The sequence below is a fragment of the Stenotrophomonas sp. Bg11-02 genome (assembly GCF_002836635.1).
Lineage (GTDB): Bacteria > Pseudomonadota > Gammaproteobacteria > Xanthomonadales > Xanthomonadaceae > Stenotrophomonas > Stenotrophomonas lacuserhaii.
Window position 1 is genome coordinate 163,345 of sequence record NZ_PJAY01000052.1, and the last position, 20,869, is coordinate 184,213.

Genomic DNA, 20,869 nt, shown 5'->3' on the forward strand with positions numbered 1-20,869 from the left:
ATGTCTACCCCTCTTTCGCCGCTGTCCGGTTTTTCCTTCGTTGGTGAGCCGCTCGAGCGCGCCGACGCCCTGCGTGCCGACGCCGATGCCCTTGCGCGTCTGTGGCCGGATGCCCGCCTGCTGGTGCTGGACCGCGATGGCACCGCGTTCACCGGCGCCGATGACCAGCCATTTGCGTTGACCGGCGCCGATATCGGTGGAGGCCCCGGCACCGCGGTGTTCCTCGGCCTGCGCGGCGACCAGGCGTGGTTCTCCGTCGAAGCCTCCGTGGTTGATGTGGCCGCACCCGGACGCATGGACCTGCGCCAGGCGGCGCTGTCCTGGTCGGTGGCCGATGCCAGCGCCTTCAGCTATGCACGTGGAATGTCGTATTGGCATTCGCGCAACCGTTTCTGCGGGGTGTGCGGCGGCGATGTGCGCTTCGAACGCGGCGGTTTCGTCGGCCGCTGCCAGCAGTGCGCGGTGGAACATTACCCGCGCGTGGATCCGGCGGTGATCGTGGCGGTGGAAAACCGCGGGCGCCTGCTGCTGGGCCGCCAGGCCAGCTGGGCACCGCGGCGTTATTCGGTGCTGGCCGGCTTTGTCGAACCCGGTGAAATGCTCGAGCAGACCGTGGTGCGCGAAGTGTTCGAGGAGAGCAAGATACGCGTCCGTGCCTGCCAGTACCTCGGCACCCAGCCGTGGCCGTTCCCCGGTGCCCTGATGGTGGGTTTCAGCGCCCAGGCCGACGATGGCGAACCGGAAGTGGACGGTGAGCTGGAAGACGCGCGCTGGTTCACCGCCGAAGAAGTGGGCGCGGCGATCGCGCGCGACGTGCACGACGACGGTGAAGGCATCCGCCTGTCGCCGCCGATCTCCATCTCCCGCAGCCTGATCGAACACTGGTACCGGCAGCAGCCTGGGAGCGCCTGATGTTCACCACGCTGGTCGCCGTGCTGGTTGCCCTGGCCCTTGGCCATGTTGCGCCAGCGGCTGCCGCAACGCTGCGCCGGTTCGATGGCTTCCGACGCTGGCTGGGATGGCTGGACCTGCACGCCGGTCCGTCCGCCCGGGGGCCACTCGGCGTCGTACTGGCGGTGCTGCCGCCGGTGCTGCTGCTCGGGCTGCTGGCGTGGTTGCTGCGCGGCACGCTGTTCGGCCTGCCATCGCTGTTGCTGGGCATTGCCGTGCTGGCGTGGTGCTGGGGTCCGCGTGACCTGGACCGCGATGTCGAAGCGGTCATCGACGCGGACGAACCGGCGCTGCGCCACGCTGCCCTGCACACCCTGCAGGCGGCCGGAGGCAGCCTGCGTGATGACCTGCCCTCGCTGGTCGATGCCACCGTCTACAACGCGCTGCGGCGCTGGTTCGCCGTGCTGTTCTGGTTCCTGCTGCTGGGGCCGGCCGGTGCGCTGGGTTACCGCCTGCTGGCCCTGATGTCGATCAGTCCGATGCGCGCGCTGGTGGCCCCGGAAACGCTGCTCGCTTCGCAGCGCGTGCTGGGCTGGCTGGAGTGGCCGGTGGCCCAGTTGATGGCGTTGTCGATGGCGTTGGTGGGCAATTTCGATGCCGCCTGGAAAGCGTGGCGGCAGGCCCATGGCGAGCGCTGGCGGCACGATATTGGTTTCCTCGGTGCGGTGGCGCGGGCCAGCGTGAATGCCGAACTGCGCGAAGAAGCACACGACTACACCGAAGCCGGCATGCTGCCGGTATGGCAGCGCCTGCCCGAACTGCGTGATGCGATGAGCCTGGTCTGGCGCATGCTGCTGCTGTGGCTGGCGGTACTGGCGCTGCTGGTGATCGCCGGCTGGGTGACCTAGCGCCGCAGCAAAGGCGTGACGACCAACGGTCGTCACCCACCGGGGCGAAGGCGTGAGGACCAACGGTCGTCACCCACCGCGGAAATCAGCCCGGTGCCAACCCGGTGAACGGTGCCCACGGCAGGTTGCGCAGCACCGCATAGCCCACCAGCACGATCAACCAGAACATCGGCTTGGCCAGCAGGCGCATAAGCGGATCGAACAGACGCGGGCGGATGCCGGCGCCGTTGAGCAGCATCAGCAGCAGCAACGGAAGGCTGAGCACCAGCAGCGGGTTCATCGCCATCGCGCCGGGCAGGTCGAAATGCACGAGGGAATAAAGGCAGCGGGTGCTGCCGCAGCCGGGGCAGTAGAGCCCGGTCAGCGCATACAACGGGCACGACGGCAGCGGATTGCCCGCGGCGTAGGGATCGACGTTGTGCAGGACCAGCGTGGCGCCCACCGCGAGGGTGGCCACGGTTGCCAGGGGCAACCAGCGTTGCAGCGAAGGCGGGAGGGCAGGCACGGACATGGCGGAAAAACGGGACCCGGCGCTATGCCGGATCCCGTCAGGCAACTCAGTAGCCGCTGTTGCTCAGCGCGCCCATGCCACCAAGGGCAACGACGAAGATCGCGTACAGCACCATGACCACGACGCCGGCGATTGCCGCCCACATGGCGAACTTCTTGGCTTTGTCCGAGGCCTCGCGGGCACCGGCGATATCGCCGGCAGCGACCTTGCCGTTGACCTGCGCGGCGAACACGATCGACACGATGCCCAGCGGCAGGCAGCAGAACAGCGTGCTCAGGATGGCCCACACGAGGTGGTTCGGGATCTGCGGGGTGGTGGCATTCATTGCATAAGCTCCTTGCGGGTGGGTGGTGGTGACTCAGTTACCGGAGAGAGCGCCCAGCGCGGCGATGCCGCCGAACAGCCCGAACCACAACAGCAACAGGACCGGCAGCGCAGCAGCCGAAGCCACTGCCCACCACCCCGCCTTGCGCGATGCCTCGTGCGCACCCACCAGGTCACCGGCAGCGCGGCGGCCATCAACCTGGGCGGCATAGACGATCGACACCACACCCAGCGGCAGGCAGCAGAACAACGTCGACAGGATCGCCCAGACCAGATGGTTGGGGATGTAGACCGACGAGGTGCCGATTGGCGGTGGGTGATTCAAGTACGAGACTCCATTCCTTGGTGGCCGGCGATTGCGTGGCGTGCCGGTGCGCCCCCCTGTGGCTGGGTAATCTACAGCAACATGCGTCATCTGTATCCGTTTTCGGCACGAATTCTGGAAACGCTTACAGGCTTCCCGGACGGACGCGACAACTCAGGCGTGGTCACCGCGCAAGATGCGCACCCGTGCCTCCAGCAGCTCGGCGGTGGCGGTGCTGCCCTCCACCGGCGGCGCGGCCACCACTTCGATGGTGGCGCGGAAACGGCGCGGCACGCGCATGCGCCCCAGGCGGCTGTCGCGCCGGCTCCACATGCTGCTCCACATGCCGCGCAGGGCCATTGGGACCACCGGTACCGGGCGCCGCTCCAGGATCTTCTCCACGCCGCTCTTGAAGGCGCCCATCTGCCCGTCGCGGGTCAGCGCACCCTCCGGGAAGATGCACACCAGCTCGCCTTCGGCCAGCGCCGCGTCGATCTCATCGAAGGCGCGCAGCATCAAGGCACGGTCTTCCTTGGCGCCGGCGATCGGGATGGTCTTGGCGGTGCGGAAGATCCAGCTCATCACCGGGATGTTGAAGATGCGGTAGTACATGACGAAGCGCACCGGGCGCGGGATGCTCGCCGACAGGATCAGCGCGTCCAGGTAACTGACGTGGTTGCAGACGATCAGCGCTGCACCTTCATCGGGCACGTTGGCTTCGATGCCGTGCGGGCGCAGTCGGTACAGCGTGCGCACCATCAGCCAGCTGAGGAAGCGCATCAGGAACTCGGGCACGATGGTGAAGATGTAGATCGCCACGAGGGCGTTGGCGATGGCCAGGCCCAGGAACAGCTGCGGGATGGTGACTCCGGCCGCGTGCGCAGCCAGCCCGATCCCTGCGGCGGCCACGATGAAGCCGGAGTTCTGGATGTTCAGTGCGGCGAACACGCGCGACATCTCCGACTTCGGCGTACGACTCTGTATCAAGGCGAACAGCGGTACCACGAAGAACCCGGTGAACAGGCCGATGCCGAGCAGATCGAAGATGATGCGCAGGCTGCCGGCCTGCTGCACGAAGGCGGTCACTGACAGCCCCTGCGCGGTGGCAACACCAGCGCGGGCGAAATACAGGTCGAGCAGGAAGGCAGTCATGCCGAACGCACCCAGCGGCACCAGGCCGATTTCCACCGTGCGGCCGGACAGCTTTTCGCACAGCAGCGAACCCACGCCGGTGCCGATGGAAAACAGGGCAAGCGCGAAGATGTACAGCGTGGGCTCGCCGCCCAGGTTGGTGATGGCGTAGGTCGGCAGCTGCGACGTCAGGATGGTGCCGACGAACCAGAACCACGACACGCCGAGAATCGCGTTGCGCACCGCCTTCTGTTTCTTCGCCATGCGCAGCACGGCCAGCGATTCGGGCAGGGGATTCCAGTTGATCTTCAGGTCCGGCGCACCGGCGTCGACCTTCGGGATCATCCGCGCGCAGACATTGCCGAGCACGGCCAGCGCGATCACCGCAGTGGCCGCGACGATGGGTCCTTGGCTGCCGGCCAGGGTGAAGATGAGGCCACCGACGATCATGCCGGTCAGGATGGACATCGAGGTGCCCATCTCCACCAAGCCGTTGCCGCCGGTGAGTTCTTCCGGCCTGAGCACCGAAGGCAACACCGAGTACTTCACCGGGCCGAACAGGGTGGATTGCAGTCCGGTGCAGAACAGCGCGATCAGCAGCAGCGTCATGTTCTGGGTGAGGAAGCCGGCTGCGGCGAGCGTCATGATCACGATCTCCATGGTGGTGGTGATCACGATCAGCCGAGATTTCTCCAGCTTGTCGGCGATCTGCCCGGCCAGCGCGGAGAACAGGAAATACGGAAGGATGAAGATGGCCGGTGCCAGGTTGGTGTACAGCGTGCGTTCTTCGTCGGAGACGCCGAGGTAGAACAGCAGGCCGATGATGGCCTGGCGGTACACGTTGTCATTGAACGCGCCGAGCGACTGCACGATGAAGAACGGCAGGAAGCGGCGCTGGCGGAGCAGGGCGAACTGGCTGTGGCCTGACATGGAAACTCCCTTCGGACCGGCGAAGCCTAGCATTGGCGCGTGTGAGAGTGTTTGCCTGCGGCAGGCTTCAGGCAAGATCAAGATCAAGATCAAGATCAAGATCAACGTCAACGTCAGAAGCTGCAGGGCTGCTTGTTGGTGGGGCGGGGTGGCTGTGCAGGACACGCCGCAAGTACGTCCGTGTAGGCTCGCTTTTCGCATCCATGCGAAAAGACGGTCCTGCACAGCCACCCCGCCCCACCTTCGACAGGTCCATGGTGGCCCATGGAAACGGCGGTGGATTGGACGGGTGGGAGAAAGATGGGGTCAGAGTCCTTTCGCGCAGCGAGAGGACTCTGACCCCTGCCTTTGTCTTTTTTCTATTTCGCGGGTGGCGGCCACCGGAACCTGTCAGAGGGCCGGGCGGGGAGGATATGCGGGGCCTTGAGCGGCAGGAGCCGCGAAGAGCTACATGGACGTACTTGCGCGTGCCCCGCATAGCCTCCCCGCCCGGCCCACTCAACGCTGTGGCTTCAAACAGCAGCCACCCGCGAAGGGGTCTCACCCGTTCGCAGCCTGCTCCCGCACCGGCCCCTGGACCGCCTCATGGGCCGCCCTGCGCAGCTTCGGCAGCAACCGCAATGCCAGCGCCATCTGCGTGCGGATCAACTGCAGCTTCGGTGGCATCGCATCGTCGAACTGCTCCAGTTGCTCTGCAAGACCGCGGTCACCCTCGCCGTCATCGTCCACGATCGGCTGGCGTTCGGCCAGCGCGCTGGCCAGCTGCTTCAGTGACTGCTGCACGCGTTCGCCGGCGGACAACGCCAGTGGGTCCTGGGCGAAGCTGTCGACCTGGTCGCGATGCGCGCCCAGTGCGGACAGATGGCCCAGCAGCGTGTTGGACAACGCCAGGAAGCGGAAGCTCGCATCGAGGTTGCGGCGGACATGGCCGGGCTCACGCAGCATGTTCGACAACGCCGTGGACAGTGCTGCGTCGGCATTGTGCATGTCGCGCCGCGCGATGCGGTAGGCAAGATCATCCCTCATGCCGCTGCGGTACTGGCCCAGCACCGCTTCCAGGTAGCGCGCGGCACTGTCCAGTACGCGCGCCAGTACTTTGTTGAGCTGGCGCCCCTGCCAGTCCGGCAGGATCAGGAAGGCCGCAGCGGCGGCGATCGCGCAGCCGAGCACGGTGTCCACCATGCGCGGCACGATCAGCACGAAGCCATCGCCGATCAGGTTGAAGCAGGTCAGCGCCATCACCGTGATCGCGCCGGACGCCACCAGGTAGCGGTCGGTACGGGTGAAGAAGAACAGCAGCGCAGACAGCAGCGCGATCAGCAGCTGGCTGTGCAGGTCCTGGAACAGCTGCAGCAACGCCCACGTCAGCACCAGCCCACCCAATGTGCCGGCGATCCGCTGCGCAAGCCGTTGCCGGGTAGCGCCGAAGTTCGGTCGGCACACGAACACGATGGTCAGCAATACCCACGAACCGTTCTGGAAATTGAACAGCGAGATCGCCGCGAAGCCCACCACCAGTGCGATGGCCATGCGCAGCCCATGGCGGAACAACACCGAGCCCGGGGTCAGCTGCTGCCGCAGGCGCGTGGCCATCTCGCGCAGCGTGTGCGGGTTGTTGTCGCGCAGCCGGGTGTCGACGTTGTCCAGCGTGGCGTCCGAATTCTCGGCGTCCAGCAGGCGGCGGCCGATGCTCTGCAGGTTGTGGACCAGCAGGTCCAGCGAGGCCAGCAGGCGGCGCCACTGCGGACGATCCTGCGCGCGCAGGAAGGCCAGCGAATCGACCAGGTCGCGTGCCGCCTGCTGGTTGCTGTCGCCGTATGCGAAGGGGCGGCGCACGCGGATCGCTTCGCCCAGGCGGGCGCACGCCTGGCCCTGCAGGTCCAGCAGGCGCTGGCAGCGGTACAGCACGTCGCTGTGGAAGAACGCATCCACCAGCGCCCCGTACGGATAGTGCGAGGAGCTGGCGCGCTCGTGGAAATCCTGCGCGGTGTAATACAGGCGCAGGTACAACCCGGAGTTCACCGCAGGCCGTCCGGAGCGGCCGAAACGGGCCAGGATCGCGGTCTTGGCGATGTTCAGCGCTTCGACCACGCGGCGGTTCTGTTCGGCCAGCGCCAGCTGCCTGCGCTGCAGGTCGGCCTCGCGCACGGGCTCGAACAGGGTGGCCTTCAACTGCAGGTAGCGGCCCAGTTCGACATACAGCCGGGCCACCCGTTCGCGCACCGGGCGGTTGGCGAACAACGCGGTCCACAGGATCGACAGGAGGCCGTACCAGGTCGCCCCTGCCAACAGGTGGCTGACCGCGTCCAGCGCCGTCCGCCAGTCACCGGCGCCGTGCTGTTCCAGCCCGATCATGGTGTAGATGGCCAAGGTCACGGTGGCCTGGGCGATGGAGGCGTAGCGCTCACCCAGCCCGCCAAGCAGGGTCAGGCAGAAGGTGGACAGCGCCAGGGCGCTGATGAACACCCACGGCAGCGGGAACAGCCATACGACCGCGGCGGCGGCGATGCAGAAGCACAGCAGTGAAAGCACCACGGCCTTGGTGCGGCCCCAGGCGTTGTCATCGGTTTCGGCGATGGCGCTGGCGATGATGCCGAGGAACACGCCGGGCAGTGCGGGCAGCGCGTCGAAGTGCCAGCACACGGCCATCGCCGTGCTCAGGGCAATGAAAACACGCAGGCCATAACTGGCCTTCTCGTGCGCCCACAGGCGGCTAAGACGGGATTCGCGGGCGGACATGCGGGCTCGGCAGCAGCATCAGCCTCCATTATTGCGGCTCGCGCGTGAAAAAAGGGGCCGAGGGCCCCTTTTCAGCCACATCAGGCGCGGGCGGCGCGCCTGAGTTGTTTCTTCTCGCGGCGACGGGTGCGCCAGCTGCGCCAGTGCTGGGCCAGGCAGGAGAAGATCACGTACAGCGCCGGGGTGCTGAGCAGGGTCAGGCTCTGCGAAAACAGCAGGCCACCGATCATCGCGATGCCCAGCGGGCGGCGCAGTTCGGAGCCCTCGCCGATGCCGATGGCCAGCGGCACCGCGGCGAGGATCGCCACCATGCTGGTCATCATGATCGGGCGGAAGCGCACGATGCTGGCTTCGCGCGCGGCTTCCAGCGCACTCTTGCCGTGCTCGCGCTGGGCCACCACCGCGAAGTCGATCATCATGATCGCGTTCTTCTTGACGATGCCGATCAGCAGCACCAGCGCGATCATCGATATCACCGACAGTTCGGTGTTGGTGCCGTACAGCGCCAGCAGCGCACCGACGCCCGCAGCGGGCAGGGTCGACAGGATGGTCACCGGGTGGATCAGGCTTTCGTACAGCATGCCCAGCACCAGGTACACGGTCATGATCGCGGCCATCACCAGCACCAGCATTTCCATCGGGTCCGAATCGAAACCGAATCCACCGCCCTCAGCCAACCGGATGTCGCCGGGCATGCGCATGCCGGCCACGGTGCTGTCGATGATCGCCTTGGCCTCGCCCATGCTGGTACCGGGTGCCAGGTTGTAGCTCAGCTCCATGGTGGTGTACTGGTTTTCGTGGGTGATCTGCGAAGGCGCCAGCCCGGGGACCTGCTCGGCCACCGCGGTGAGCGGCACCATCTCGCCGTTGCCTGCACGCACGTACACCTGGTCCAGTGCACCAGGGGTTGCGGTCTGCTCGGGCAGCGCGTTGACCACCACGCTGTACTGGTTGATGTCCGAGTAGATGGTGGAGATCTGGCGCTGGCCGAACGCGCCATACAGCGCACCGTCGATGGCGCCGATCGAGATCCCCAGGCGTGCGGCCTTGGCCCGGTCGATGACGATGTTCTGGCGCAGTCCGGCATCGTCGACATCGGTGCCCACGTCGGCCAGCTTCGGGTTCTTCTTCAGCACCGCCTGCAGCTTGGGCAGCCACTCCTGCAGCTGCGCCAGGTCATTGCCCTGCAGGGACACGCGGTACTGCGCGCCCTGGCTGGAGCCGCCGCCATCGTTGCTCGGCAGGTCCTGGATGGCGCGCAGGCGCAGCTGCAGGTCGGGGTAGCGGTCGGCCTTGGCGCTCAGGCGCGACAACGCCTGCGCGGTGGTTTCGCGGCGGCCGTCCCTGCGCGACTTCAGTTCGATGTTGAACTGCGCGCTGGAGCCCTGCCGGCCACTGCCCAGGCGTACGCCGACGGTCTTCACCGCCGGGTCGGCCATCAGCATGTCGGTGATGCGGCGCTGGCGGTTGACCATGTCCTCGAAGGAGACCGTCGCGCTGGAGTTGGCACGGCCCCAGATCAGGCCGGTGTCCTGCGGCGGGAACGCGCCCTTCTTGACCGCACCGAACAGGAAGATCGTCACCCCGATCAGGATCAGCGGGGTCAACGACAGCAGCAGCGCATGGCGCAGCGAGAAATCCAGCAGGCGCGTATAGACGCGCAGCATGCGGTCGTGCCCGGCATCCAGCCAACGGCCGAAACGGGTCGGCTTGCCAGCATCGGCGTGCGGGTCCAGGAAGCGGCTGCACAGCGCTGGCGTCAGCGTCAGGGAGATGATCATCGACACCACGATCGCCGCCACCAGGGTGACGGTGAACTCGCGGAAGAACGCGCCCATCATGCCTTTGGCGAACAGCAGCGGGATGAACACCGCGACCAGTGAAGCGGTGATCGACACGATGGTGAAACCGATCTCGCGTGCGCCGGTGAAGGCCGCCTGCATGCGCGGCATGCCCTCGTCCAGGTGGCGCATGATGTTTTCGATCACCACGATCGCATCGTCGACCACGAAGCCGATCGCGATCACCAGCGCCAGCAGGCTCAGGTTGTTCAGGGTGAAGCCAAGCGCGTACATCACCAGCGCCGCTCCGGCCAGCGACAGCGGCACGGTGACGGCGGCGATCAGCGTGGGCGCCAGCCGGCGCAGGAACAGCGCCATGGTCAGCACCACCATCGCCAGGGCGATCAGCAGCGTGATCTGCACCTCGTGCAGCGAGCCGCGGATGGTCGGGGTGCGGTCGAAATACGGGGTCAGCGTGGTGCCCGGCTGCAGGTAATCGCGCAGGGTGGGGATCTGCTCCTTGACCCGGTCCACGGTCTCCACGATGTTCGCACCGGCGCGGGTGAAGACATACATCACCACGGCGGGTTTGTGGTTGAACCACGCCGCCTGGTAGGCATCCTGCTGGCCGTCGTAGACGTTGGCGATGTCCTGCAGTCGGATGATGCGCCCGTCCGCGCCGGTCTTGATGATCAGGTTGGCGAAGTCCGCCGCGCGTGCCACCGAATCGTTGGCGATGATCGCGGTGGTGGTGTTGCCATCGCTGAGGAAGCCGGTGGGCGAGGTGACGTTGGCCGCGCGGACCGCATTGCGCAGGTCATCGGCGGTCAGCCCCAGGGCATTCATCAGCCGCAGGTTGACGTCCACGCGCACCGCCGGCGTGGAGGCGCCGGCGATATCCACCGACGACACCCCGGTGATCTGGCGGATGCGCTGGGCCAGCAGAGAATCGGCGACGTTGTACAGGTCGTCGGCCGACTGCGTTTCGGAGGTCAGCGCGATGGCGATGACCGGGTCGTCGTTGGGGTTTGCCTTGGAGAACATCGGCGACCCCAGCCCGGACGGCAGGTCGGCCTGGGCCGAATTGATCGCCGTCTGCACGTCCAGCGCGGCCGAATCGATGTCGACATCGCTCTGGAAGATCATGAACACCAGCGAGCTGCCTTCTGAGCTCGACGAGCGCATGCGGTCGATCCCAGGCAGCTGGCCGAGGTGGCGTTCCAGCGGCGCGGTGACCGTGGAGGCCATGGTCGAGGCATCGGCGCCGGACTGGTTGGCATGCACGAAGATCACCGGGATCTGGATGTTCGGCAGCGCCGAAACACCCAGTTTCAGGTAGCAGATCAGGCCGATGATGAACAGGCCGATCGCCAGCAGCGCGGTGCCGATGGGGCGGCGGATGAAGGGGCCGGAGATGTTCAATGCCACGCTCCCGCCAGCACGTCGGTCATGCTCACGCCTGCGGCTCCTGCAGCGGCGGCTCCTGTACCGGGCCTCCGCCGCGACGTGCCGCACGCTGCTCGCGGCGTCGCGCCAGCCATTCGGAGAACCGCTCCATGTACAGGTAGATCACCGGCGTGGTGTACAGCGTCACCAGCTGCGACAGCAGCAGCCCGCCGACGATGGCGATGCCCAGCGGGCGGCGCAGTTCCGAGCCGATGCCGGTACCCAGCGCCAGCGGCAACGCACCCAGCATCGCTGCGGCGGTGGTCATCATGATCGGGCGGAAGCGCAGCAGGCAGGCACGGCGGATCGCCTCGTGCGCGTTGGCGCCGGTGCGCCGTGCTTCGATGGCGAAGTCGACCATCATGATGCCGTTCTTCTTGACGATGCCGATCAGCAGCACGATGCCGACGATGCCGTCCACCGACAGGCTCAGGCCACTGAGCATCAGTGCCAGCAGCGCACCGACGCCGGCTGGCGGCAGGGTGGAAATGATGGTGATCGGGTGGATGTAGCTTTCATACAGCACGCCCAGCACGATATAGATCACCACCAGCGAGGCCAGCAGCAGCCACACCACGTCGGTCTGGCTGCCGGTGAACTCGGCGGCCTTGCCGATGAACTGTGCATGCACCTGCGAGGGCAGCTGCAGTTCGGCCTGGGTCTCTTCGATGGCCTTCACCGCAGCGGACAGCGAGTAGCCCGCGGCCACGTTGAAGGAGATCGTCACCGCCGGCAGCTGCTGCTGGTGGCTGACCACCAGCGGGGCGCTGGTCACCTTGCTGTCGGCCAGTGCGGACAACGGAATGATGCCGCCGCCGCCGACGGTGATGCCGGTGTTCTGGTTGCCGATGCCGGTGGCCGTGGACGAGTTGGACGAGGTCACCTGGCCGAAACTGGTGGCGTTGGTGCCGGTCAGTGCGCCCGTGCCGTTGGAGGCCACCGCCAGCTGTTCCATCAAGGCAGTGCTGGTGCGGAACTCCGGCGCGACTTCCAGCACCACGCGGTACTGGTTGAGTTCGGTGAAGATGGTGGAGATCTGGCGCTGGCCGAAGGCATCGTAGAGCGTGTCGTCGATGGTCTGCATCGGCACGCCCAGCACGCTGGCCTTGTCGCGGTCGATGTTCAGTTCCAGCGCGCGGCCCTGCGTGGACAGGTTGTTGTCCACGTCAGCCAGCTCCGGGCGCTTGCGCAGCGCTTCGGTCATGCGCGTGGCATGGGTGGCCACTTCATCGGCCTGCACGTCGGACAGCACGAACTGGTAATCGGTGGCGGCCACGCGCGTGTCCAGGGTCACGTCCTGCACCGGCTTCAGGTACAGGGCGATGCCGGGGATGTCACGCACGGCGTCCTGCAGGCGCGGCAGGATCACGTCCATGCCGTCGCGCTCGCCGCGCTCTTTCAGCACGATCGACAGCTGGCCCTGGTTGAGCGTCGGGTTCATGCTGCCGGCACCGATGAACGCCGACACGCCGGTCACGTCCGGATCCTTGCGCAGTGCCTCGGCCACGGCCTTGGTGCGCTGTTCCATCTGCGGGAAGGCCACGTTCTGGTCGGCCTGGACCACGGCGGTGATCATGCCGGTGTCCTGGTCGGGCAGCAGGCCCTTGGGGATCAGCAGGTACAGCACCACGGTCAGCACCAGCGCAGCGCCGGCCACCGCCAGGGTGATCGGCTGGTGGGCCAGCACCCAGTCCAGGCTGCGCTCGTACAGCCCGACGGTGCGGCTCCACAGGTTCTGCCTGCCGGCCGCCGCCGAGCGCTCATGCGCGTCTTCGCCTTCCGGCAGTTCGTCCGGCTTGAGCAGGTAGGCGCACATCATCGGAGTCAGGGTCAGCGAGATCAGCATCGACAGCGTGACCGCGATGCTCAGCACCCAGGCGAATTCATGGAACAGCCGTCCGGTGACACCGGGCATCAGCAGCAGCGGCAGGAACACGGCCACCAGCGAAACGGTCAGCGACAGCACGGTGAAGCCGATCTGGCGGGCGCCGATCTCCGCCGCTTCCTTGCCGCTCTTGCCCTGTTCGATGTAGCGGACGATGTTCTCGATCATCACGATCGCATCGTCGACCACGAAGCCGGTGGCCACCACCAGCGCCATCAGCGAAAGATTGTCCAGCGACATGCCGGCGAAGGCCATCACCGCGAAGGTGCCGGCCAGCGACAGCGGTACCGCCACCGAGGGAATGATGGTGGCCCACAGGCGGCGCAGGAACAGGAAGATCACCGCAACCACCAGTCCGATGGTCAGGATCAGGGTGAACTGCACTTCATGCACCGAGGCGCGGATGGTTTCGGTCCGGTCGGAGAAGATCTCCAGGTGCACGTCGGCGGGCAGCACACCCTGCAGCTGCGGCAGCAGGGCGCGCACGCGCTCCACCGTCTGCACGATGTTGGCGCCGGGCTGGCGGCGCACTTCCAGCAGCACCGCCGGCTTGCCGTTGGCCCACGCCGCCAGCTGGTCGTTCTCCACCCCGTCCACCACGTTGGCGACGTCGGAAAGGCGCACAGGTGCCCCGTTGCGGTAGCTGATGATGGTGTCGCGATACTCGGCGGCACTGGTCAGCTGATCGTTGGTGCCGATGCTGTAGGACTGGGTCTTGCCGTTCAGCGAGCCCTTCGGCGCGCTGACGTTGGCCTGGGTCAGCGCGCTGCGCAGGTCTTCCAGGGTCAGGCCCATGTTGGACAGCTGCGCCGGATTGACCTGGATGCGCACGGCGGGGCGCACGTTGCCGGCGATCGACACCAGCCCCACGCCCTGCACCTGCGACAGGCGCTGGGCGAGGATGGAATCGGCGTAGTTGTTGACCTCGCGCAGCGGGCGCGTATCGGAGGTCAGCTTCAGGGTGACGATGGCCGCATCGGCCGGATTGACCCGGTTGTAGACCGGCTGGTAGGGCAGCGAGGAGGGCAGGGTGGCCTGGCGTATCGCCGCCTGCACGTCCTGCGCGGCGATGTCGATGTCCCGTTCCATCGAGAACTGCAGGATGATCGTGGACAGTCCGGCCGACGAGTCGGAGGTCATCAGCTCCAGTCCGGAGATCTGCCCGAACTGCCTTTCCAGCGGCGTGGTCACCAGTGATGCCATGGTGGTGGCATTGGCACCGGGATATTGCGTGGTGACTACCAGGCTGGGCGCATCGATCTCCGGCAGCGCCGATACCGGCAACTGGCGGTAGCCGAGGATGCCGAGCAGCAGCAGGCCCGCCATCAGCAGCGAGGTGGCGATCGGGCGGCGGATGAAGAGGGTCGAAAAGCCCACGGGCGGATCCTTGCTGGAACGTCATGACAGCGCCGGCAGAAGTGCCGGCGCCGGTAACTCAGGCGATCGCCGCGCTCAGCGCGGACCACCGCCGCGGCGGCCGCCGCCGTTCTGCTGCTGTGCCGCCTTCAGTTCGGCTTCGGTCGGCGCGGCCGGGGTCTCGCCCGGCTTCAGCGCGTTGACCTTGGCGCCCGGCTTGAGCCGGAACTGGCCTTCGCTGACCACCCGCTCGCCGCCCTTCAGGCCTTCGGTCACCTGCACGTGGCTGTCACCGACTTCCACGCCGCTGCGCACGGTCTGCATCTTGACCGTGTTGTCGGCCTGCACGACATAGACGTACTCGCCGTCCGGGCCGCGCATCACGGCCTGGGTCGGGATGACGATGCCGCCGCCGATGGTGCGCAGCTGCAGCCGCACGTTGACGAACTGGCCGGGCCACAGGATGTTGTCCTGGTTGGCGAACAGGGCGCGCGCGCGGAAAGTCCCGCTGTCGCTGCTGATCAGGTTGTCCACCACGTCCAGGGTGCCGTCGCCGCTGATCACGTGCGCGTCGGTGCGGTCCAGCGCGGCGATCTGCACCGTGCCGGCCTGCTGCGCGGCGCGTACGTCGCCCAGCTGGCGCTCGGGCAGGTTGAACACCACGTGGATGGGATGGACCTGGGTCAGGGTGACCAGGGCAGTGCCGGCGCTGACCACGTTGCCGGCGTCCATTGCACGGATGCCGGCCACGCCGGTGATGGGCGCGGTGACCCGGGTGTACTGCAGCTGCACCTGGGCGGCGCGCATGCTGGCCTCGTTGGCAGCCACCGCGCTCTCGTACTGGACCACCTGGTTGCGCTGGGTGTCCAGGTCGGTCTTGGCAACGTACTGGGCATACTCCGGTGCGCTGGAGCGCTGGTAATTGGAGCGTGCGGTGGCCAGCTGGGCCTGGTTCTGGCGCTTGGCGGCAGCCGCCTCGTCGTAGCTCGCCTGCGCGCTGCGCGGGTCGATCACCGCCAGCACGTCACCCTTCTTCACTTCCTGGCCTTCGCGGAAGTTCAGGCTCATCAGCTGGCCGCCGATCTGCGGACTGACGGTGACGGTATTCATCGCGCTCACCGTGCCCAGCGCGCTGGCGTACACCGGCACGTCCTGGCGCTGCGCTTGGACCACGGTCACCGGTACCGGGCCGGCGTCGGCCTGCGGTCCACCGCGCTCAGCGCTCGCGGCGGCGTCGCCGGACGATTTTTCCTTGCCACCACCGGCCATGCGCAGGCCGATGAACACGACCACCAACACTGCCACCACCAGCAGCACGATCTTCCACAAACGCGACATTCCAATCACTCCTGGGGGCTGGGCCGGGCAAGGCGCACGGCTGGCAAGGTGCCAAGCATACCTGCGGGCGGTGCCGCTGCCTGCATGCCAAAAGGGCCGGATGCTCCGACCCTGCCAGCGGCCGAAGGTTCCCGAAAGCGACAGCTTGGCCTACATTCAAGCGCAACCCTACCGTGGAGATCCCGATGCCCCGTCGCGCGCTGCTGTCATCCGCCCTGCTGCTGGCCCTGCCGATGCTTGCCCATGGCCAGGCCGCCGAGCGTCCCGAAGTGGCCGCTGCCGCCGAGCGCCTGCAGGCCCAGGTGGTGGAATGGCGTCGCGATTTCCACCAGCATCCGGAGTTGTCCAACCGCGAGGAGCGCACCTCGGCCGAAGTCGCCAAGCGGCTGCGCGCGATGGGCCTGAAGCCGAAGACCGGTATCGCTCACCACGGCGTGGTGGCGATCATCGAAGGCGGCAAGCCCGGCCCGAAGATCGCGCTGCGCGCAGACATGGATGCGCTGCCGGTGACCGAACAGACGGGGCTGCCGTTTGCCTCAAAGGCCACCAGCACGTACCGCGGCCAGCAGGTCGGCGTCATGCATGCCTGCGGCCATGATGCGCATACCGCCACGCTGCTGGGCGTGGCCGAAGCGCTGGTGGCGATGCGCAAGGACCTGCCGGGCCAGGTCATGCTGATCTTCCAGCCGTCCGAGGAAGGAGCGCCGCCGCCGGAAGAGGGCGGTGCGGCGTTGATGCTGAAGGAAGGCGTGTTCGCCGATTTCAAGCCGGAGGCGGTGTTCGGCCTGCACGTGTTTTCCAGCGTACAGGCCGGCAAGATCGCGGTACGCGGTGGTCCACTGATGGCGGCATCGGATCGTTTCGGGATCAAGGTGATCGGCCGCCAGACGCATGGTTCGGCCCCGTGGAACGGGGTGGACCCGATCGTGGCCACGGCCGACCTGATCGGTACTGCGCAGACCATCGTCAGCCGTCGCACCAACCTGTCCCAGCAGCCGGCGGTGGTGACCTTCGGGGCGATCAACGGCGGCATCCGCTACAACATCATCCCCGACGAGGTGGAGATGGTCGGCACCATCCGCACCTTCGACGAGGGCATGCGGCAGCAGATCTTCGCCGACCTGCGCAACGTGGCCGAGCACACCACGGCGGCGCATGGGGCGACGGCGGTGACCGAGATCTACGAGGCCGAAGGCAACCCGGCCACGGTCAACAACCCGGAGCTGACCGCCCGCATGCTGCCGAGCCTGCAGGCGGTGGTGGGCAAGGACAATGTGTACGAGCCGCCGCTGCAGATGGGCGCGGAGGACTTTTCGCTGTTCGCCCAGGAAGTGCCCGGGATGTTCTTCTTCGTCGGTTCCACCAGCGAGGGCATCGACCCGGCCAAGGCGCCGGCGAATCATTCGCCGAAGTTCCTGCTGGATGAGAAGGCGCTGGATGTCGGCCTGCGGGCGTTGCTGCAGGTCAGCCTGGATTATCTGCACAGCGCCCCTGTCCAAGGGTGACCCCGCCCCGCCTTCGACAGGTCCACGGCGGCCTTGGTAGCGCCGACCCATGGTCGGCGGAATGTTTCCGCCAAAGGCCCGCTGCGCTCGCCGACCATGGGTCGGCGCTACCGCTTTTCTTTCTTTTATTACGCGGCTGGCGGCCCGGAACCTGTCATGGGTCGGGCGGGGAGGCTATGCGGGGCCTTGAGCGGCAGGAGCCGCGAAGAGAGATGCGGCTTCAAACAACAGCCACCGCGAGGGGGTCTCACCCGTTCGACCCGCTCATTTACAATGAGCGCCATGAACACCCCCCAGGATTCCAGCCTCGGTCGCGAGGTCAGTTACCCGTCGCAGTACGACCCCGGCCTGCTGTTCCCCATTCCCCGCGCCGCCGCGCGGGCCGAGATCGGGCTGGACGGCAGCGCCCTGCCGTTCGTCGGCCATGACCGCTGGCACGCTTTTGAACTGGGCTGGCTGGACAGCCGCGGCAAGCCCTGCGTCGCCGTGGCGACCGTGCAGGTTCCCTGCACCTCGCCGAACCTGGTGGAATCGAAGTCCTTCAAGCTGTATCTCAACTCGCTCAACAGCGCTCGCTTCGCCAATGCCGAGGCCCTGCGCACGACCATCGCCAGCGATCTCTCCGCCTGTGCAGGCGCTGCGGTGCAGGTGACGTTCGGGCTGCCCGCCCTGCGCGATACCCCGCTTGGCGAATCGATCGACGGGCTGGATGTGGACATCGACTGCTATGGCCCGCCGCGGGCGGACTATCTTTCGGCTGACCCATCGGAGATCGCCGAAGAGATTCTGGTGTCGGCGCTGCTGAAATCCAATTGCCCGGTCACCGGCCAGCCCGACTGGGCCACGGTCAGCGTGCGCTACCGTGGCGCACGCATCGATCGCGCCGGCCTGCTGCGCTACCTGGTCAGTTACCGCGAACACGCGGAGTTCCACGAACAGTGCGTCGAACGTATCTTCAATGAGGTCAGCCAGCGCTGTGCGCCGGACGTGCTGGAAGTAGAGGCGCGGTACACCCGCCGCGGCGGGCTGGACATCAATCCGTGGCGCGCCAGCCCGGGAATCGTTGCACCTGCAAGCGTGGACCGCGAACTGCGGCAGTAAACCCGTCTTCGGCTTCACACGAAAACCATCCCCATTTAACAACCTGTGTGAGAACGTGCCTGCCACGTAGTCATGCAGATGGGAGTGTGTGGATGAGTACCGAGAAGAAAGCCGATTTCTCCGGTGTCACCGGCAGCGTCGACAGCACCGCCCAGCAGGTTCCCAAGGCCGATTTTTCCGGCGTGTCCGCCTCGGTGGACAGCACGGCGGAGGTGGTCGATGCGACCTACACGGTGGAGAAGGGTGACACGTTGTCAAAGATCGCCAAGCAGCACCTGGGCGATGCAAACGCCTGGCAGAAAATATTCGATGCCAATCGTGACCAGCTTGATGATCCCGACCGCATCCAGCCCGGCCAGGTGCTGAAGCTCCCGAGCAGGTAGTCCCCGCGGCATCACTCGCACCCGCACACGCGTTCCGTTGTTGTAACCCTTGGAGGAAACCCGATGATCCATACCAATACACTTCGCAATGGGCTGCTCGTTGCACTGCTCGGCAGCGTGGCGCTGGTCGGCTGCAAGAAGGACGAACCCGCCGTCGATACCACTGCCACCCCGGCTGCGGATACCGCGCCGGCTGCTGCCCCCGCCCCGATGACGGGCGCACCGCCGCCGATGGCCGAAGCCGCCTCGGTCAACGTTGCCTCGGTAACCGTCGGCAAGAGTGCAGCGGCAGATAAATCAGTCGCCACCACCGCGATGTTCGCTCCCAAGGACGACATCATCGTCTCGGTTCGCACCGACGGCGCGGCGAACAATGCAAACGTGGGCGCGAAGCTGACGTTCCAGGATGGCCAGGTTGCCGGTGAGCAGAGCGCGACGCTCAACACGTCCGGTGCCGAGACCACCAACATCACCTTCAAGAATGCCAATGGCTGGCCGGCGGGCAAGTACCGTGCGGAAGTCATGGTAGATGGCAAGGCGGCCGGAACGCCGCAGGAGTTCGAGGTCAAGTAAGTCCAGCGCTACCGACTCTCTCCCGGTAATGGACTCACGATGGACGCAGCCGCGAGGCTGCGTCTTTTTTTGGTCGATATGCCGCCGCCGATGTCTTCTGGCCAAGCGGGCTGCAGAGCTGCGCGATGGCTGGAAGTTGTTGGCCAGGCCACCTTTTACCATTCGCTGTTCCCCACCCCCAGCACGGTCGGCGATGAAGCGTGATATCACAGTAGTGTATGCAAGCCCGGTTCCGGCATTCCGTGGACGGAGAAGCCAGGACGCCGATGGTCCTACAGTACCGTGGCGTTCTTCTTTCGTTGCGCCCACACAGATAGCCAACAGCTCCTATGCCACGACTCGCGCTATGGACGCTTTGCAGCTTGGCATGAGGCTGGGCAGTGCGATAACCGGATGGGAACGCAGCCAGCGCGACGAGAGGGCGCGCAATCTCCCCGCCGTGCCGGGGGTCACCCCACGACTGCTCGATGCGTGCTGCCGCGCAGCGCTCGTGGAAGGGCGGCTGGGCGTCCTCGAAGCCCGCGCCCATGCCGGACGCGCGCTGACCCGGCTTGCTGCCGGAACGTGGGTGAAAGGGCGCATCTCACAAGGCATCTTTCCGCCGCATGCGCTTGACCAGGCCGGCGTGGCACGCAGTTCCAGCCTGTGGCACTGCATTGCGGCAGCGACCTGGCGATGCTTGGCCGCAAACACAGGCGCCGGATCGGCACTGATATGGAAAGCCACCCGGGACACCCTCGAAGACACAAAGATCGGGGTGGCGATGCGGGCCATCGAGGAAGGCGGCTGCTTCCGTGAGGTCGTTGCGCTGCTGGGCCTGCGGCACACCATCGGAGAAAAGAGCGTGCTGCGCCAGACGCTGGAAGGAAAGGCCGCTGCTGCCGTGTGCGATGGCTTGGAATGGAGCGAGGTATGCACGAACCTGGGTCTTCCTGATCTACAACCGTACGACCGTGGCGTGGTCGCCAAAGCCGTCGTGGTACGCCTGCTCCAGCGCGGCGTCCCTTGGCAGGATGTCATCGGACAGCTGGCGCTGCGCGGCCTGCCATCGTCGTGGTCCTACCTCCAGGAAGCTGCCGCACGCGGGCCGTGCGTTGCACGCGTGCTGGAAGGAGAAGGGTGGGAGCAGGTGGCCGACGCGTTTGGGCTGGAGCCGCAGTCGCGCTATAGTCTGCAGAAAGCGGTAGTGGATGCCGTGCTTCCGCTGCGCCCAGGCCATGCCTGGTGGGACCTCTCAGATGAGCTGCGCCTGGATTCGGTAGGTCGGCAGCATCTTGAATTCTGCGTGGCCACCACGGTGGGCCTGCAACGGGTCGCCGCAGGAGAGGACTACCGCACGGTAGCCACCGATCTGCGACTGTCAGCGGGCGCTGCGCGGCACCTGGAGATTCTGGTGTTGGACACGCTGGCGAGGTCCCGTCTGGCCACCGGACAAGCGTTGGACGAGGTCGTGGACGTGCTGCACCTGGCGCCTTTCGCCCAGCGCTATCTGATGCAGTCACTCGAACTGACGCGCGTCGCACGGTGGCTGTGCGAGGGCAGCACCCCCGCTGCGATCGCCGCCACGATGGTGGATGACGGCACCGATCTGCTGCGCGCCCATCTGCTGGAGGACAACGCATTGCAGTTCCGTCTGCTCCCAGGCCGGTGGTAACGTCATGTACTCCGCAAGCTCGCGCCCCGCTGAGCATGCATACCTTTGCGTATGGCGGCGCTTTGCCCCGCACGCTGGAAATGGGGACAATGCAGTGGTTTCCCTGCCA

General features: G+C 66.5%; 15 protein-coding genes. 7 read left to right on the forward strand and 8 right to left on the reverse strand.

Annotation, left to right across the window (positions count from 1 at the left end; translation table 11 throughout):
- Both nudC and ampE read left to right on the forward strand, forming a co-directional pair.
- Positions 1-912, forward strand: coding sequence for an NAD(+) diphosphatase (gene nudC, locus CXG43_RS07170; RefSeq protein WP_101099324.1), 912 nt, complete (start codon positions 1-3; stop codon positions 910-912).
- Positions 912-1,799: a regulatory signaling modulator protein AmpE gene (gene ampE / locus CXG43_RS07175; protein ID WP_101099325.1), complete on the forward strand. Its 888-nt coding sequence runs from the start codon at positions 912-914 to the stop codon at positions 1,797-1,799. The genes nudC and ampE overlap by 1 nt, the downstream gene beginning before the upstream one ends.
- An 85-nt stretch (positions 1,800-1,884) precedes the next feature.
- On the opposite strand, the gene CXG43_RS07180 is transcribed toward ampE, so the two are convergent.
- The 8 genes from CXG43_RS07180 to CXG43_RS07215 form a co-directional block, all read right to left on the reverse strand.
- On the reverse strand, positions 1,885-2,310 hold the full coding sequence (locus CXG43_RS07180) for a DUF2752 domain-containing protein (RefSeq protein ID WP_101099326.1): 426 nt from the start codon (positions 2,308-2,310) through the stop codon (positions 1,885-1,887).
- Positions 2,311-2,356: 46 nt separating this feature from the next.
- Complete coding sequence (locus tag CXG43_RS07185) at positions 2,357-2,635, reverse strand: CD225/dispanin family protein (protein WP_101099327.1); 279 nt, start codon at positions 2,633-2,635, stop codon at positions 2,357-2,359.
- Between the two features lie 33 nt (positions 2,636-2,668).
- Positions 2,669-2,959, reverse strand: a complete 291-nt coding sequence (locus tag CXG43_RS07190; protein ID WP_042614298.1) for a CD225/dispanin family protein — start codon at positions 2,957-2,959, stop codon at positions 2,669-2,671.
- Between the two features lie 153 nt (positions 2,960-3,112).
- On the reverse strand, positions 3,113-4,999 hold the full coding sequence (locus CXG43_RS07195; RefSeq protein WP_101099328.1) for an MFS transporter: 1,887 nt from the start codon (positions 4,997-4,999) through the stop codon (positions 3,113-3,115).
- 540 nt (positions 5,000-5,539) lie between these two features.
- The gene (gene yccS / locus CXG43_RS07200) at positions 5,540-7,738 is read right to left on the reverse strand and encodes a YccS family putative transporter (RefSeq protein ID WP_101099329.1); all 2,199 of its coding nucleotides are present in this window, start codon (positions 7,736-7,738) and stop codon (positions 5,540-5,542) included.
- Between the two features lie 80 nt (positions 7,739-7,818).
- Entirely contained in the window at positions 7,819-10,941 is a 3,123-nt protein-coding gene (locus CXG43_RS07205) for an efflux RND transporter permease subunit (protein WP_101099330.1), read from the reverse strand.
- 31 nt (positions 10,942-10,972) lie between these two features.
- The gene (locus tag CXG43_RS07210) at positions 10,973-14,227 is read right to left on the reverse strand and encodes an efflux RND transporter permease subunit (protein ID WP_101099331.1); all 3,255 of its coding nucleotides are present in this window, start codon (positions 14,225-14,227) and stop codon (positions 10,973-10,975) included.
- A gap of 75 nt (positions 14,228-14,302) precedes the next feature.
- The gene (locus tag CXG43_RS07215; RefSeq protein ID WP_101099332.1) at positions 14,303-15,544 is read right to left on the reverse strand and encodes an efflux RND transporter periplasmic adaptor subunit; all 1,242 of its coding nucleotides are present in this window, start codon (positions 15,542-15,544) and stop codon (positions 14,303-14,305) included.
- A gap of 185 nt (positions 15,545-15,729) precedes the next feature.
- On the opposite strand from CXG43_RS07215, the gene CXG43_RS07220 reads away from it, so the two are divergent.
- The 5 genes from CXG43_RS07220 to CXG43_RS07240 all read left to right on the forward strand — a co-directional run bounded on the left by CXG43_RS07220 (position 15,730) and on the right by CXG43_RS07240 (position 20,760).
- The gene (locus tag CXG43_RS07220) at positions 15,730-17,049 is read left to right on the forward strand and encodes a M20 family metallopeptidase (protein ID WP_101099333.1); all 1,320 of its coding nucleotides are present in this window, start codon (positions 15,730-15,732) and stop codon (positions 17,047-17,049) included.
- Positions 17,050-17,331: 282 nt separating this feature from the next.
- Positions 17,332-18,150: an NADPH-dependent 7-cyano-7-deazaguanine reductase QueF gene (gene queF, locus CXG43_RS07225; RefSeq protein ID WP_101099334.1), complete on the forward strand. Its 819-nt coding sequence runs from the start codon at positions 17,332-17,334 to the stop codon at positions 18,148-18,150.
- A 92-nt stretch (positions 18,151-18,242) separates the two neighbouring features.
- Positions 18,243-18,533: a LysM peptidoglycan-binding domain-containing protein gene (locus tag CXG43_RS07230; protein ID WP_101099335.1), complete on the forward strand. Its 291-nt coding sequence runs from the start codon at positions 18,243-18,245 to the stop codon at positions 18,531-18,533.
- A gap of 63 nt (positions 18,534-18,596) precedes the next feature.
- Positions 18,597-19,106: a hypothetical protein gene (locus CXG43_RS07235; RefSeq protein ID WP_101099336.1), complete on the forward strand. Its 510-nt coding sequence runs from the start codon at positions 18,597-18,599 to the stop codon at positions 19,104-19,106.
- 193 nt (positions 19,107-19,299) lie between these two features.
- A complete protein-coding gene (locus tag CXG43_RS07240) occupies positions 19,300-20,760 on the forward strand; it encodes a hypothetical protein (protein ID WP_157825040.1) in 1,461 nt (486 codons plus the stop codon).
- Positions 20,761-20,869 lie beyond the last annotated feature (109 nt).